Origin of the sequence: Serratia nevei, from assembly GCF_037948395.1 — a bacterium.
Classification (GTDB): Bacteria; Pseudomonadota; Gammaproteobacteria; order Enterobacterales; family Enterobacteriaceae; genus Serratia; species Serratia nevei.
Genome location: NZ_CP149940.1, coordinates 4511377 through 4526912, shown reverse-complemented (window position 1 = coordinate 4526912; position 15536 = coordinate 4511377). Strand labels below are relative to the sequence as shown.

The window sequence follows — 15536 nt, the reverse complement described above, 5'->3', positions numbered from 1 at the left end:
TGACTATGTTCAGTGAGCGCTTTCTCCAATTATATAATGATGAGCTGCGTTATTTTCGCGAGGCCGGTCGTCAATTTGCCTCTTCTCATCCTCAGGTCGCTCAGCATTTGGGCATGCATATCGACGGCGTGCTGGATCCTTTCGTCGAGCGTCTGTTGGAGGGCTCCGCTTTTCTTTGCACCCGCATCCAGGAAAAACTGAACAACGAGCAGCCAGAATTCGCCTTGCAAATGCTTTCGCGCCTGGCGCCCTTGTGGTACACGCCGGTTCCCGCGATCGCCACCGTCGCGATTAAGCCCGATCTCTCTTTCCCCCAGTGGCACAGCCAGGTCGATCTGCCGCGGGGAAGCCGAATGACCCTCAACGATATCTCGCTGAACAACAAACCCGCCACCTTCACCACGGCGCGGCATATTAAAGTGCAGCCCGTTGAGATTTCATTGGCGGAATGTGAAATTTTGCCGCCTCATCATCTGCCTGACGGCGCCGCCAGGCATATGCAAGACTGTTCGGCCTACGTCAGAATCGGCCTGACCACGCACGGCGTGTTGCCCGTCTCGGAACTGGACCTCGAACCCTTGCACCTGACGTTGGCGGAAGATACGGTGCGGGCCAACCAGCTGATGGCCGCGCTGCTTAATCGCACCTTGCGCATCGTGCTATGGGCGAAAAACGATGACCGGCCAGTCGTCAAAGTCTTGCAACCGGAAAGCCTGCGCCTGGGCGGCGTCGGCGACGAAGAGGCATTGTTGCCCACCGCGGTAGGGGAATTGCCCGGCAACCGGCTGATGCGCGAATACTTTGCGGCACCGAGCCGCTTCTTCAGCCTCGAGCTGCATGGCGTACAGGATTTTCTGCGCCAATGCGAACGTGTCCATGAGTTCGAGATCTTGTTTGCTCTTGAGCAACGCCCACTGACTCTGATCGGTCGCGTCAACGCCAGGGATTTTCATCTTTTCGCGACCCCGGTCATCAACCTGTATCGCCGCCATTGCTCGCCGGTGCTGTTGACGGGTGAGCGCACCGAGCACCAGCTGGTGGTCGACCGTTTGAACACCTCGCTGTATGAGATACATAGCGTTAAACAGGTGAAAGGCATGTTGCCGGACGGCAACCCGGTGATTTTCTCTTCGCTGCAGGCCGATGTGCATTACGACTGTGAACGGGAGCCGGCGGGTTATACGCTGCAGCGTCGTCGCGAGCCGTCGCCATCCAAATACAACAACCCGCATCTGCCCAACGAAGATACTTTCATCGCCATTTCGCCGGGCAAAAGCGGTATCGACATCGACGACATCACGTCGCTCAGCGTCGAGGCGCTGGTCTGCGAACGGCATCTGGTGCCTGCGCACCTTCAGCAACCGCATTTCCAACTGGAAACGGCGATGCCGATCCACCAGGTGGAGATCGTCCGCTACCCGAGCAACCCTGTCGCGGTGCCCAACATCAGCCAGGCGTGGCAAGCGATTCAGATGCTGGCCTCCAATCCTTTGCGCCATGCGCGCCCGGACGTTCAGGATTGTTCGGCGCTGTTGCGCGATTGGCTGTCGTTGTTCTGCCATCAGGATGACTCAAGCCAGCGCAAACGCATCGCCAGCATCAAAAATGCCTGGGTGGAGCACCACTTCGAACGCAATCAGGGGCCGGGGCCGCTGGCCTGGATCCGCGGGGCCGAGATCGCCGTCAACTTGAGCGCCAACCATCATGCCGACCATGGCGCCTATCTGTTCGGCAAAATATTGCACCACGCGCTCAGCCAATACGGCGATTTGAACCAAACGTTGAGCATGAAGCTGTTGCTGGATGGGGAAACCCACGCCGACTGGGGGGCACTCTACTATGGCTGATATGTCGCTGATGCGCGAAACGGCGCTGTCGTTGGAACCGGCGCCGACGCCGGGAGCCCAAGGCGAAAGCGTGAACCAGGCCGAAATCCGCGGGCTGTCCAATCGGCAGGATTTCTTCGAGCTGTTGCGGCGCATCGAGCGTGCGCAGCCGGATGCGCCGCGGCTCGGCGTCTCCAACGATCGCAGCCGCGAAAGGCTCTGCATCACTCAGCCGGCGGATATGGGCTTTGCCTCGCGTGAAATCGCCTCCATCGTACAACGCCCTACGCAGGTGCTGATTCAGGCGCGGCATTTCGGCATGTTCGCCCCTTACGGCCCGCTGCCGATCCATGTGACCGAGCATGCGCGCACCGAAGTCATCGCCAGGCGTAATCAGGCGTTCCAGCAGTTCGTCGGCATCGTCAGCCAGCGCTTCGCCGTACTGCATTACCGGGCCTGGGCGCAGCTGAAGGCGATGATCGGGCATGACCATGACGAAGACAAAAACCCGTTCTTGCATCATCTGCGGCAGACGGTGGGCGTCGACACGACGTTGGCCGTGAACCCGCATATCCAGCGCCTGCGCGAAGCCTACCCCGGCATTTATCTGCCGGGCCGCCGCTCGCTGCGCCAGCTTAACAAGATGCTGGCGGCCTACTTCGCCGTTCCCATCGAAATTACGCCGCGCTACGCCAAATGGATCGACGACGGCAAAAAAAACGGCAGCCAAAAGCTGGGCAAGCTGGGGAGCACGCGCATCGGTAGCCGCTTTTTCGATGCCCAGTACGGCGCGCATATTCAAATCGGGCCGCTGGGGGCCCCGCATTATCAGCAGTATCAGCGCGGCAGCCGGCGGTTGCAGGCGCTGGTGAGCATCTGCCATGACTTCACGAGCCATCAGCTGATGTTGGACGTCAGCCTGCTGATCGCCACGGAGCCGGGCATGGCGGCGCAGCTGGGCGGCAAGTCGCTGAGTAAAGACAGCTGGCTGAAACCTAAGACAGGGACGTTTAGGCAGCTGGTTTATCAATCAACAACTTAATATAAGGAAATTTAAGGTGTATCAACGAGAACGTCTTTTTTCGCGATTGGGCCACTTTGCTTATCAGTCCTTCGTTGAAGCCACCAAGCTGTGCCGGACCTTCAGGCACGAATACGTGGAGCTTGAACACTGGCTGAAAGTCCTGGTGGACAAAGAACGCGGCGACTTGCCGCTGATCCTGGCGCACTACGCGATCAATATTCAGCGCGTAAGCGATGCGTTGGATCGCATTCTCCATACCTTGCCAAACCGGACGAATGCGGTGGTGGATCTGTCGACGCAACTGGAAACGGTGGTGGAAAGAGGCCTGCTGATGAGCCAGCTCGCCGAAACGCCGTCCGGCGGCGTGCGCACCATCCATATCCTGGTCGGCATTCTGCAGGATCCCACGCTGCAGCGCAGCCTGTACCGGCTGAGCGAAGAGTTTAAAAAACTGCCGATCCCGCAGCTGTTCGACGACTACCCGGCGATTCTGGCGGAGTCTGTCGAACACGAGGAGGAAGAAGAAGAAAGCTACGGCGCGCTCGGCGAGGCGCCGGATGCGCCCGAGACGGTCGAGATACTCGATAAATGGTGTGCGGACCTGACTCGTCAGGCGCGCGACGGTGAAATCGACCCGGTGATTGGCCGCGAAGCGGAGCTGCGCCAGGTGATCGACATTTTGCTGCGCCGTCGGCAGAACAACCCGATTTTGGTGGGCGAAGCCGGGGTCGGCAAAACGGCCGTGGCGGAAGCGCTGGCCTGCAAGATAGCCCAAGGGCAGGTGCCGCCGCTGCTGCAGGGCGCCCGGCTGCTGTCTTTGGATCTGGGGCGCATGCAGGCCGGGGCGAGCATGCGGGGCGAATTCGAATCGCGCCTGAAAGCGCTGATCGACGCCATCGCGCATTCGGCCGTGCCGGTGATTTTGTTCTGCGACGAGGCGCATACGCTGGTGGGCGCCGGCGGGCAGGCCGGCACCGGCGACGCCGTCAACCTGTTGAAACCGATGCTGGCCAGGGGCGCGCTGCGCATGGTGGCGGCGACCACCTGGTCGGAATACAAACAGTTCATCGAGCCGGATGCCGCGCTGACGCGCCGTTTCCAGTACGTGCTGGTTTCAGAGCCGGACGAAGAGAATGCGGTGAACATGATGCGCGCCATCGCCCCGCATTTTGCGCAGCACCACAGCGTCAAGATCCGCGAGTCGGCGCTGCAGGCGGCGGTGCATTTATCGCTGCGCCATCTGCCGTCGCGGCAGCTGCCGGACAAGGCCATCAGCCTGCTGGACACCGCCTGCGCGCGGGTGGCGCTGAGCCAGCATGCGCAGCCTGAAAAAATCGAGTCGCTCGAGGCCGGGCTGGCGGTGAAGCGTACCGAAATGCACGGCCTGCAGGAAGAAAGCAAATTCGACGATCTGGCGCTCACCCGCATCAGCGAATTGCAGCAGACGCTCAGCGAGATGGAAGGAGAGCTGGATGCGCTGCGTCAGCGGCAGGCGCAGGAGCAGCAGGCGGTCACCACCTTGCTCGATGCAGAGCAGCAGTCGCCGGATCGTTTGCCGCAGCTGGCCACCGAGTTGGGCGAGCTGCAGGACGGCGGTCTGCCGCTGGTGTATCCGTGGGTGGACGATCGCGTCGTGGCGGAGGTGTTGTCGGATTGGACCGGCATCCCCACCGGCCGCATGCTGCAAAGCGATCTGGACAATGCGCTCAACCTCAACCAACTGCTGAGTCGCCAGATTTTCGGCCAGCAGACGGCGATCGACGAAATCGCGCAGGCGGTGAGGATCTCCCGCGCCGGCATCCAGGCGCACGATCGGCCGTTGGGCGTTTTCATGCTGTCCGGCCCGAGCGGCGTCGGCAAAACGGAGACCGCGTTCGCCCTGGCGGAGGCGATGTACGGCGGCGCGCATAACCTGATCGTCTTCAATATGAGCGAGTTTCAAGAGTCGCACACCGTCTCCACGCTGAAGGGGGCGCCGCCGGGCTATGTCGGCTATGGCAAGGGCGGCAAATTGACGGAGGCGGTGCGGCGCAAACCCTATTCCATCGTGCTGCTCGACGAATTCGACAAGGCGCATCCCGATATCCATGAAGCGTTCTATCAAGTCTTCGACAAGGGCGTGATGGAGGACGGCGAGGGCCGCATGATCAGCTTCCGCCAGTGCTTTATTTTGATGACCAGCAACATCGGCGCCGGCGAAATAGAAGCGACGCTGGCGGAAACGCCGGAGCTGAAAACCGAGGCGTTGCGCCCGATGCTGCACGACGTCCTGGCGCGCTTTTTCCCGGCGGCGCTGTTGGCGCGCATGAACGTCATTCCTTACGTGCCGCTTTCCACCGAAGCGATAACCCATATCGCCACCAAACAGATTTCACGTTTACAGCAGCGTTTGCACAAAGAAGTGGGCGTGTCGCTGGTGCTGGAGGGCGACATCCCAGGCTGGATCGCCAAACGCATCAGCGCCCATCCATCGCGCGGAAGAGCGGTCGAGTCGCTGCTGCAGCAGGCGATCTTGCCGCCGATCAGCAATGAAGTGCTGCAGCGCAAACGGACGGGACAGGAACTGCAGAATATCCAACTCATGGTCGAGAACGATAGCTTAAGTGTTTATTTCGACTGATTTTTAATTTACCGCCGGCCCGCAAACGCGGGGCGGGGTTCGATATCGGATCAGAGAGGTTGTTATGCCTTTAATCGAAATTGATAACCCGGTGTTAGCCGAATTAAATGCGTTTCCACTCAGCTTCACCACCCAAGAAGGGTTGTCGAGCAACTCGCAATATTCGCTCGAATTCGAATGCGAACAGGCGGACGTGGATTATGAATCCTTGCTGGGTGAAGGGATCCGCATCCAGATAGAAAGGCCGGATTTCGGCTCGCGGCCTTTCTATGCTTACGTGATCGGCGCGTCCGATGCGGGGCAGCATCAGGATAAGTTCGTGTACAAACTGGAGCTGAGCACCTGGCTGTGGTTTTTGATGCAGAACCGCAACAGCCGTATTTTCCAGGATCTGAACGTGCTCGACATCATCGAGCAAATCTTCTCTCGCTATGGCTTTGCCGACTACCGTCTGGATATTCAAGGCACCTATCCGACGCGTGAGTATTGCGTGCAATTTTCCGAAACGGATTTCGCGTTTATTAGCCGCCTGCTGGAAGACGAAGGCATCTGGTATTACTTCGATCACGCCGAGGATAAGCACACGCTGGTGATCACCGACCGGCAGGATTTCGACGATCTGGATTTCGGTTACGCCGTGTTGCCGTTCATGCCGGACAGCGAAGAAAACCGCGCTATCCGCGAAGGGATCCAGCGCATCCAGCGTTCCCGCAAAGTGCGTCCGAATGAAATCGTGCTGCGTGACTTCGACTTCCAGAACCCGCGCAAGAACCTGCAAACCAAGGTGGAAGAGAGCCGCCTCGGCCTGCAGAACACGCCGCTGGAATGGTACGACTACGCGGCGGGTTATATAGATACCGAGCGTGGTGAGAACCTGGCGCGGTTGCGCCTGGAAGAAATGCAAAGCGATGGTCATCTGCTGTTTGGCGAGAGCAACGCCGTCGGGCTGATGGCCGGTAAGGACTTCTCCTTGATTTTGCACCCGGACGCCAACCGCAACCGCCGCTTTAAGCTGACCCGTTGCGACTATGTGTTCGTGCAAGACGGTCCCGACAGCAGCAGCGACGGTCGCAACGTGACCTGCCGTTTCAATGCGCTCAACGACGATGTGGCGTTCCGCCCGCTGCGCGAAACGCCCAAGCCGCAGATGCCGGGCATCCAGAGCGCCACCGTGGTCGGCGCGCCCAATTCCGAAGTACATACCGACAAGTTTGCGCGCATTCGCGTGCACTTCCACTGGGATCGCTACAAAAACACCGAAGAGGACAGCTCTTGCTGGATCCGCGTGGTGCAGGCCTGGGCGGGGAAAGGCTGGGGCGTGATCGCCATGCCGCGCGTCGGCCAGGAAGTGTTGGTGACCTATGTCGACGGCGATCTCGATCGCCCGATGGTGACAGGTATCGTTTATAACGGCGATAACCCGCCGCCTTATCAATTGCCTGAATACATCAACTACTCGGGGATGGTGTCGCGTTCGTTGCGCTCAGGTAAGCCGCAGCATGCCAGCCAGTTGACCTTCGATGACAACCGCAACAACGAACGCGTCATGCTGCACGCCGAGCGCGATCTGCAAACCACGGTGGAGCGTAATAAGGCATCAAAGGTAGGAGGAGATAAGTTTGATGTGGTTGATAACACAGCAACAGATTGGTTTAGCAATCATGTCTCCTATAAGGATTTTAATTTTAGCATCACAGGTTTTTCAGCTTCAGTTACTGGAATAAGTTCTTCTCAGACCGGGATAAGTATTAGTTCAACTGGTACGAGTACCTCTTGTACTGGCATTAGCACTTCGTTTACTGGTTTGTCTTCATCTTTTACAGGGATTAGCTCTTCATTTACAGGATTGAGTAACTCATTTACGGGGATGAGTTCGAGTTGTGTTGGTGTTTCTAATTCAATGACTGGGTTAAGTAATTCATTTACGAGTAACAGCAATAGCATGACTGGGATTAGCAATAGCTTCACCGGAGTCAGCACCAGTCAGACCGGTAGCAGCACCAGCTTTACCGGTATCAGTGTCAGTACTACTGGGACCTCTACTAGTACCACTGGTACTTCGACCAGCACCACTGGCACTTCGACCAGTACTACGGGTACCTCGACCAGTACTACGGGGACCTCGACCAGTACCACGGGTACCTCGACCAGTACCACTGGTTTTTCGACCAGCGCCACCGGCAGTAGAATCGGCACCACCGGTAGTAGCATTGATAGTACTGGTATCTCTATTAGTTATACGGGAGCCTCATTGTCACAAAACGGGGTCGATTTAAAAAGTGTGGGGATGCAAAGCAAAAACTAACGAGGTGCGGCAATGAGAATCATACGGCCACAGCAATTGGTAGTGATTAAAGGGGGTTACCAGATCGGCGCAGACAGCCGGCTCGGCATCAGCGTCGTGGCCGGATGCTACCTGTCCCGACCGGAACACTTCGTGAACGAAGCCGAAATCTGGGAGGCGTGGAAACGCGCGCCGCTCAGCCAGCCGGTGCTGGATGTGGCCGAGCCGAAGCCGTTCGCCGAATACCTGATCGCCGGCCATGCCGGCATCGGTCAGCCGGTAAAAACGCTGGACGTCAGCGCCGACATCGGCGGGCTTAAACGCCGTTGGCGGGTCGAAGGCGAGGGACGACGCGGCGCGATGGGGGTGGAACCTTTCCTCAGCGTGCCGCTGGATCACACCTCGGCCTGGGGCGGGAAAGACAACAAGGAGAATCCGTTGGGGCGCGGCGGCAATGATGGACTGCGGCCGCTGCTGATGACCTTGTCCGCCGAGGGCTCCGCACAGGAACGCTCCCCGCTGGCGGCGCCGGCGCCGGTGCCGCACGAGTTTTTGCTGCGTAAGGCGCACATCGACAAGGTGGCGGGCCAGATCGCCAGCAAAGCGTATCTGGAAACGGCTTTCCCCGGATTGCCGGCCGATATCGATCGGCGTTACTACCAGATGGCGCCGCCGGCGCAGTGGCTGCCGGAAGCGGCGTGGCCGGATAGGGTGCCCTTTGAACTGCAGGGCGTCGGCGCACAAAGCCAGGCGATACGCGGCGAGCTGCCGGCGGTGCGTGGGCGGGCGTTCATACGCCGCCACGATAACGAGAGCCTCGAGGAAATTGAACTGCTGCGCAAAACGCTGTGGTTCCTGCCCGACAGCGACATGGCGCTGATTATTTTCACCGGCAACGCGCCGTTGACGCATCTGCTGGACGAGTCCATTGAGTCCCTGATGCTGGCGTTGGATTGCTGCGATGCGCCGCGCTCGTTCGATTATTTCCGCCAGGTGCACCACAAACGCAGCGACGACGACGCTTCCCCCTTTGAGTTTCTGTTCGACCCGGATCTGATGCCGGCGGAGATGGGCCTGAACGTCATCCAGGCGGTGTCGGATCACCCCAGCGATTTGCGTTATGACCCGTCGCCCACCTCGTTGGGCGACTCCGCCGTTTTCTATCAACGCATCCGCGAGGCGATTGCCTTGCACCAGCAACAGACGACGGCGGATCCCGCTTCCGTGACGCTGCCCGATTTGCCGGATCTGCCCGCCGAAGACGGCAATGATGCGTTTTTTCCCGCTAGCGCAACCGTGGAAGGGAAGACTTTCAGCGGATTGCGCAGCCATGCGCTGTCAGACAAACATTTTCTGCAATGCCGCTTTGAGCGCTGCGATTTTTCCCAGGCGATCCTGGAGAACTGCACCTTCGAAAACTGTGTTTTTGATGTGGTCGACCTGACGCAGGCGACGCTGCGTCGGATCCGCATGGTGTCGTGCACCTTGCAAAAGCCGTCGATGGCGGAAAGCGCGTGGCAGGAGGCGGTCCTCGAACGGGTAACGCTGGAGGCACCGCAGGGGCAAGGCATGCGGGCCGAGGGGGTGAAGCTGGATTACTGCGTCTTCGAGCGGGGGGATTTCACGGCGATGCGCTTTGAGCGCGGGGCGATTGGCAACGGCATGTTCAACGGCTCGACGCTGATCCGCACGCAATTTCTGCAAGGGGAACTGGATGCCTGCGTGTTCAACCGCTGCCTGGCCGAAGGTGCGGTGGCGCTGGATATGACGTTAACCAAAAACTCGTTCCTCGGCGGCAATTGGCGCGGCGTGCGCTTTGAACGCTGCGGCGTCGAGAGCTTGACGGCGGGCATGCAGGTGAATTTTTCCCACGGCGTGTTCAGCGATTGCTGTTTCACCAAAGTGGGGCTGAAAGCGGCGCGCCTGGATCAGTGCCAGCTGCTGTACAGCGTTTTCACCGAATGCAATTTCGACGAGGCCAATTTGACGGCTAGCACCATCGCCGGCTGCGACATGGCCGGCGTGCGGTTTAAAGACAGCCTGTTGACGCACTCACGTTGGCAAAACAGCAGCGCCCAGCAAGGACTGTTTTACAACGCCGACTTGCGCGATGCGGGATTTGACCAGTGCAACCTGGCGGCGGCGAATCTGGCGATGAGCTGGCAGGACGCCGGTACCCGTTTCAGCGGGTGTTTGCTTGAACGGGCGTGCTGGGTGCCGCGCAGAATTATTCAGGGGGACTATGCGCATGAAAACTGAGAGCCGCGTCATCCAACAGGCCCTGCCTGACACCGAGGTGATTGAGCTGGAGGTCGCTCAGGCGGTGGCGCAGACGCCGTCCATGCCGCGCACCTTCAAAAAGCGACGTTTCCACGATCGTGAGCTGAAAGGGTTGACGCTGAGCGACTGTTTTTTCATCGACTGCCATTTCGAACGCGTCACGTTTGAAGGATGCGATTTGCGAGCAGTGCGCTTTGAGGGCTGCACCCTGAACCAGGTCAACGTGGTCGGCGGCAGCTTGATGCGCCTGGCGTTCAACGAATGCCGGTTTGACAACCTGACGTTGCAGCAGGGGCTGCTGTGCAATGTGGCGTGCAACGACACCACGCTGCAGGGGTGCTACGTCGGCGATTGTCTGCTGGACGACTGCAGTTTGATCCGGTGCGAGGTCAACGGGGCGGAAGTTGAACGCAGCAGCCTGGGGCATCTGGCCGTGCAGACCAGCACCCTGACCAACCTGATGTTTCACCAGGACGTGATACAGGACGCCAACTGGTATGCCTGCCAACTCACACAGTGCCTGTGGCAGGCGTCGACCCTCGAGCGCCACATCATGGGGGGCTGTCAGTTGGAGAAGTGCAGCTGGCAAACGATCGCCGGACAGGCGCGCATTTGGTTCACCTGCCGCCTGTCGGGCTGCAATTTGGCGCAGCTGCAACTGCAGGGCGCCAGCTTTCACCGCAGCGAGCTGGAAGGGTGCTCGTTCGCCGACAGCGATCTGACCTCGGTGATCTTCGCCGAAGCGCAGGCGCTGCGCTGCGATTTCGAGCGCGCGACGCTGACCCTGGCGCAGGGGCAAAAAGCCCGGTTCAGCGAGTGCGCGATGGGCGGCGCCAACTGGGGGCGCGCCATGCTGATGCAAGCGGAATTCAGGGCGTGCGATCTGGCGCTGGCCAATCTGGAGCAGGCCGAGCTGCGGGAAGCGAATCTGATCGAACAGCCGTTGACCGCCGCCCAGCAACAGAGCGCTCGTCTGCATGGCGCGCAGCGTCATCGCGCCGAAAATGTGCCGCTTACCGCCGATCCGTTCTTGAGTGCGATCGACGCCTGGTATGCGCATCAACAACCGGGACCGCGGCAACCGTCGTATCAACGGCCAACAGGAGTAAGCAGATATGTATAAGTCCAGAAGAGAGCATCAGAAGGTCTATGCCAACGCCAGGGTGACGCCTTTGCAGTTGGTGCGCAGCGCTCCGCTTGCCGAACAAGGGGGGCGCAAGGTGGTGACGCTGGCGGCGGACGCCAATGGCGGTCTGTATGTCGACGGCATGCGCGCCCACTGCCTGACGGTCGCCACCAGCTGCCTGGTTCAGCCGCTGGCGGGCGATCGCGTTTGCGTCATCGTCGACGGCGACAAATTGGTCATTACCGAGATCCTGTCGCGGCAACAGGCGCACGCCGTCATGACGCTGGACAGCCGCAGCGCCAACTTGCGCATCGTGGCGCCGGAGATCGAACTGCAGGGCGGCAAGCGGCTAACGTTGCGCAGCCCGCACTTCACGCTGCTGACGCGCAGCAGCCGCTGGGTCGCCGAAACGCTGCACCAAATCTCTCAACGCCTGTTTGTGCGCAGCAAGCACGCAAGCCGGCGGGTGGAGGAAACCGACGAGGTATTGGCGAAACACATCATTCAGGATGCGCGACAATCCCTGGTCATCAACAGTGAAATTGGTTCCCTGAAGTCTTCGGCGGTGCTGAAGATCGACGGCGGCCAGATACATATGGGGTAAACCACCATGACTGCAGCCAATACCAACGCGGGCGGGATCAGCTTTGCCGGCTGTGACCCGATGATACCGGCGCCGGGCCCGAATACCGCGCCCAACAACACCGGCATACCGAACGTGCCTAACTATTTCATTTGCGGCGGCAATGAACAAAACCTGGGCACCATTCGCGTATCGACAATCGATTCTGGGGTTGTAATTGGCGCCGCGTCGGGCACGCATTCGGCGCAGATGCAGCCGGTGCAGGGGTCGGGGAAGTATTTCATTCAGGGAATGCCAGCTACGCGGCTGGGGGATTCCTGCATGACGAACAACAACAACATGGTCGCCACTCAGATCGCGCCGAGCCAGACAAAATATTTTATCAATGCATAGGAGGTCAGCATGGTGAAAGCGCTCCGGGGGATCGCGGCAGGGGGGCTGTTGGCGGTGGGGATGCTGAGCGGATGCAGCTGGTTTTCTCACGACGAGGCAGCCGATGCGGGGCGTCGATTGCGGTTTATCGACGTCGAAGTGACCGCCAACGACAACGTGAACCCGAATGCGGCCGGGGAGGCGCAGCCGGTCAAGGTGTGCGTCATAGAAACCAATCGCTCGGGGTGGATGCCCGACGGGATTGGCGATGGCGCCCCTTGCCGCGAGACGGCGCCGTCGGAAGGGGCGCTGAGCCGGCACCAGAGCATTTTGCAACCGAGGGAAACGCTGCGTTATCGCTTCGAGGTGCCGGCAGGGCAAGAGCGATGGGTCGTCGTCGGGGCGGAATTTCAGCAAATCAGCGGGGTATTGCCGCTCGCCGAGCAAAAATCGCCCGCGCAGGCTGATTCGCAAATGAAGGTGATGGTGGGGATGACGTCACTCAGCATAGTGACTAACGACAAAATGGATGAATGACATGTTACCTAAACAACGCGTCGCCTGGGTAGAAGGCATGTTGATGGAACCGCAGCATTTCCAGCAGCAGGAACGTTTTTTCGAGCACTTGATTGAAGCGCGCTTGCGCAGCGTCGAAACCTTTACCTGGGGGTTCCTGACGCTGGAAATCGACAACGGGCTATTGGAGCATGGCAAGTTTGCGCTGAAGAAAGCCAAGGGCGTTTTCCCCGACGGCACGGCGTTCAGTATGCCTGAGGATATTCCGCTGCCGCCGCCGCTGGTGCTGGGAGAGGGCTGCCAGGGGAAAGTGGTGTGCCTGTCCGTGCTGATGGACATTGCCGGCAATGCCCAGATCGATCTTATCCAGGATGAGCGGAAAAGCAGCCGTTTTCGCACCATGGACGCCGAGGTGCCGGATCGCAACCACGGCGTCAGCCTGGAGGGAACACCGCGCGTGTGCACGATGCAGCTGGGGAGCCTGGTGACGCGGCTAAGCCTGGAAGATGCGGTCAGCAGCGCGGAAAGCGTGCTGCCGGTCGGTTTCGTGCGCGAGCTGACCAGCGATCGTCGGGTGCTGCTGGATGAGCGCGCCCTGCCGCCGATGTTGGACTTCCGCGCCATCGGCTGGCTGCCCGCGTTCACCACCGAATTGCTTGGGCTGATCAGCCAGCGTCTGGAGTCGGTGTTCCGTCCGGATGTGCATATGACGATCGGCGGGCTGTCCGAGCTGTTGGAATTGCTGCTGCTGCAAACCTTGAGCGAATTCAATTTGCGCATCAGCCAACTGTTGGCCAGCCCGCAGGTGCATCCAGAAACCCTGTTCGACACGTTGTTGAGCCTGTTGGGGCGGCTCAGCATTATTCCCGGCGGCGAGCGGCTCTGGGATCGGGCCGATTTGGTGTATCTGCACGATGAGCCGCACAACTGCTATTTCCAGCTGTTCGCCTCGATCCGTCGCGCGCTGTCACTGGTGATCGAAGCGCCGGCGGTGGCGCTGCCGTTTATCGATCGCGGCGACAGCATTTATCTGTGCCCGAACGACTCGCAGCTGCGGCTGGAAAAACTGGTGTTTGCCGTCAGCTGCGGGTTGTCCATCGAGCACCTGCGCTCGTATTTCCCCGCGCAGGTCAAACTGGGGCCGGTCGAGAAAATCATTCAGCTGATCGATCTTCAATTACCGGGCGCTCGCTTGCTGCCTATGGCCTCGCCGCCGCGGCACATACCGTATTACCCGAACAGCATCTATTTCGAGGTTGATCATGCCGACCCGATTTACAAGGAAATGATGGGCGGCTCGGCGATGGCGCTCAGCATCGTGGGGGATTTCCCCGACCTGCGTTTTGATGTCTGGGGATTAAGGCAGGGAAGGTTGGGATGAACGAATTCGAGAGGAAAATACGCGAGGCGATGGCGGTAACGCGCAACAACGCGAACCCGCGTCTTCCCGCGTCCGGTGCGGTGGGTAAAACGACGGCGGAGATTGCCGCGCTGTCCTTCGGCGCGCGGGCGCTGGCCGCCAAGCTGCGGCAGGGAGAGAGTGATTTGGCCCAGCCTACTAAGTCGAAACTCCATGAAGTTGAAGCAACCGAAAATATAGGCGGAAGATCTGACGAATATGCAGATGAGTCACAACAAATCAAAGAAAAAAAAGTGGTCAGTCGTACTGCATTGAGCAAGCCCGGGGTGATGATGGGCCACTGGGATAACCCACTGATCGCCGCCGCCATTCCGGTCTTGCTGCAGGTGGAACGGGTACGCGATCAGAAACAGCTGAACCCGGCGGCGGTGCGTGCGCAAATCGTGCGGGAGATCCAACAGTTCCAGCAGACGCTGTTGGCGGATCACGTCGCGCCGAGCGATGTCGACAAGCTGGCCTATCTGCTGTGCTCCTACGTGGATGAGTGCTGCATGGGCACGCTGGAGTCGGGCGAACTGAATCTCAGCCTGCTGGTGGAGTTTTATCGCGACGCCTGGGGCGGGGAAAAGTGCTTCGAGCACCTGCAAGAGTATCTGACCACCTCGCCGCGCAATAAGGAGATCCTGGCGTTCTACGATCTGATCCTGTCGCTGGGCTTCGAAGGGCAATACCACGTGATGGAGCGCGGCGCGGTGCTGCTGGCCGACGTGCGCAATCGCCTTGACGGTTATCTGTACAGCCAGAACCCGACGCAGACGCTGGCCGATGCCGAACCGAGCAGCGTGGTGCGCAAGGCCACCCGCATCACGCCGCTCAAGCTGCTGTGCTACGGCCTGGCGATAGCGCTGCTGGCGTACGCCTCGGCCGCCTGGTATCTGCACGATCAGTCGCGCGCGCTGCGCAACGCCATTCTGGCCTGGACGCCACCGCAGCCGCGCAAAATCAACATCATGGAGACGCTGCCGCAGCCGCTGCCGCAAATCCTCAGCGAAGGGTGGCTGGAGGTGCGCGCCGATCCGCGCGGCTGGCTGTTGATCTTCACCTCCGACGGCGCTTTCGCCACCGGGCAGTCGAAGCTGTCGGAAGAGTTTAAAAAGAAACGCAACATTGAGCGTCTGGGGGAAGCGCTGGCGCCGTGGCCAGGCGATCTGGAGGTGATCGGGCATACCGACAACAAACCGTATCGCAACACCTCCAACAACTCCAACCTGAAACTGTCGGAAGCCCGCGCGCAGACGGTGGCCGACAAGCTGCGGGAATCATTGGCCAACAGTAAATACAACCGCACCGTGACGTCGGTCGGCAAGGGCGATCAGGAGCCGCTGGACGACAACGCGACGGAAGAAGGGCGCCGCCGCAACCGCCGGGTGGACATCCTTTGGAAAATCGGCGAGAGGGAGATGGCTTCACCGTCTGCCACGTTGAATCAGGCAGGGGTAGCCGCCGAGGTCCCCGAGGATAACTAAGACATCCGTCGGCGTAGAG

At 59.9% G+C, this 15536-nt stretch carries 11 protein-coding genes; all 11 read left to right on the top strand.

The window, feature by feature from the left end; translation table 11 throughout:
• The first annotated feature begins 5 nt into the window (after positions 1-5).
• The 11 genes from tssF (at position 6) to icmH (ending at position 15517) form a co-directional block, all read left to right on the top strand.
• Positions 6-1847 carry a type VI secretion system baseplate subunit TssF gene (gene tssF / locus V8N38_RS21660; protein WP_147840402.1) on the top strand — a complete coding sequence of 614 codons (1842 nt, stop codon included), beginning with the start codon at positions 6-8 and terminating at the stop codon, positions 1845-1847.
• On the top strand, positions 1840-2868 hold the full coding sequence (gene tssG / locus V8N38_RS21655; protein WP_339102204.1) for a type VI secretion system baseplate subunit TssG: 1029 nt from the start codon (positions 1840-1842) through the stop codon (positions 2866-2868). The genes tssF and tssG overlap by 8 nt, the downstream gene beginning before the upstream one ends.
• A gap of 16 nt (positions 2869-2884) precedes the next feature.
• Positions 2885-5470, top strand: coding sequence for a type VI secretion system ATPase TssH (gene tssH, locus V8N38_RS21650; RefSeq protein ID WP_102984436.1), 2586 nt, complete (start codon positions 2885-2887; stop codon positions 5468-5470).
• Between the two features lie 64 nt (positions 5471-5534).
• Positions 5535-7775 (top strand): type VI secretion system tip protein VgrG, encoded by a 2241-nt coding sequence (vgrG, locus tag V8N38_RS21645; RefSeq protein WP_198811791.1) that lies wholly within the window; start codon positions 5535-5537, stop codon positions 7773-7775.
• Between the two features lie 12 nt (positions 7776-7787).
• On the top strand, positions 7788-10013 hold the full coding sequence (locus V8N38_RS21640) for a DUF2169 domain-containing protein (protein WP_187181579.1): 2226 nt from the start codon (positions 7788-7790) through the stop codon (positions 10011-10013).
• The gene (locus tag V8N38_RS21635) at positions 10003-11157 is read left to right on the top strand and encodes a pentapeptide repeat-containing protein (RefSeq protein WP_233091156.1); all 1155 of its coding nucleotides are present in this window, start codon (positions 10003-10005) and stop codon (positions 11155-11157) included. The genes V8N38_RS21640 and V8N38_RS21635 overlap by 11 nt, the downstream gene beginning before the upstream one ends.
• Positions 11150-11764, top strand: coding sequence for a DUF3540 domain-containing protein (locus V8N38_RS21630; RefSeq protein WP_147840475.1), 615 nt, complete (start codon positions 11150-11152; stop codon positions 11762-11764). Before V8N38_RS21635 ends, V8N38_RS21630 begins: the two co-directional genes overlap by 8 nt.
• A 6-nt stretch (positions 11765-11770) precedes the next feature.
• Entirely contained in the window at positions 11771-12136 is a 366-nt protein-coding gene (locus V8N38_RS21625) for a PAAR-like domain-containing protein (protein ID WP_147840476.1), read from the top strand.
• Positions 12137-12145: 9 nt separating this feature from the next.
• Complete coding sequence (locus tag V8N38_RS21620) at positions 12146-12652, top strand: type VI secretion lipoprotein TssJ (RefSeq protein ID WP_147840477.1); 507 nt, start codon at positions 12146-12148, stop codon at positions 12650-12652.
• A 1-nt stretch (position 12653) separates the two neighbouring features.
• Positions 12654-14012: a type VI secretion system baseplate subunit TssK gene (gene tssK, locus V8N38_RS21615; RefSeq protein ID WP_147840478.1), complete on the top strand. Its 1359-nt coding sequence runs from the start codon at positions 12654-12656 to the stop codon at positions 14010-14012.
• Positions 14009-15517: a type IVB secretion system protein IcmH/DotU gene (icmH, locus tag V8N38_RS21610; RefSeq protein ID WP_339102203.1), complete on the top strand. Its 1509-nt coding sequence runs from the start codon at positions 14009-14011 to the stop codon at positions 15515-15517. The genes tssK and icmH overlap by 4 nt, the downstream gene beginning before the upstream one ends.
• Positions 15518-15536: the final 19 nt, after the last annotated feature.

Excerpts from the sequence above, each read along its gene's own strand:
- tssF (WP_147840402.1), top strand. The coding sequence starts at position 6 with ATGTTCAGTGAGCGCTTTCTCCAATTATATAATGATGAGCTGCGTTAT.
- tssG (WP_339102204.1), top strand. The coding sequence starts at position 1,840 with ATGGCTGATATGTCGCTGATGCGCGAAACGGCGCTGTCGTTGGAACCG.
- vgrG (WP_198811791.1), top strand. The coding sequence starts at position 5,535 with ATGCCTTTAATCGAAATTGATAACCCGGTGTTAGCCGAATTAAATGCG.
- V8N38_RS21640 (WP_187181579.1), top strand. The coding sequence starts at position 7,788 with ATGAGAATCATACGGCCACAGCAATTGGTAGTGATTAAAGGGGGTTAC.
- V8N38_RS21635 (WP_233091156.1), top strand. The coding sequence starts at position 10,003 with ATGAAAACTGAGAGCCGCGTCATCCAACAGGCCCTGCCTGACACCGAG.
- V8N38_RS21630 (WP_147840475.1), top strand. The coding sequence starts at position 11,150 with ATGTATAAGTCCAGAAGAGAGCATCAGAAGGTCTATGCCAACGCCAGG.
- V8N38_RS21625 (WP_147840476.1), top strand. The coding sequence starts at position 11,771 with ATGACTGCAGCCAATACCAACGCGGGCGGGATCAGCTTTGCCGGCTGT.
- V8N38_RS21620 (WP_147840477.1), top strand. The coding sequence starts at position 12,146 with ATGGTGAAAGCGCTCCGGGGGATCGCGGCAGGGGGGCTGTTGGCGGTG.
- tssK (WP_147840478.1), top strand. The coding sequence starts at position 12,654 with ATGTTACCTAAACAACGCGTCGCCTGGGTAGAAGGCATGTTGATGGAA.
- icmH (WP_339102203.1), top strand. The coding sequence starts at position 14,009 with ATGAACGAATTCGAGAGGAAAATACGCGAGGCGATGGCGGTAACGCGC.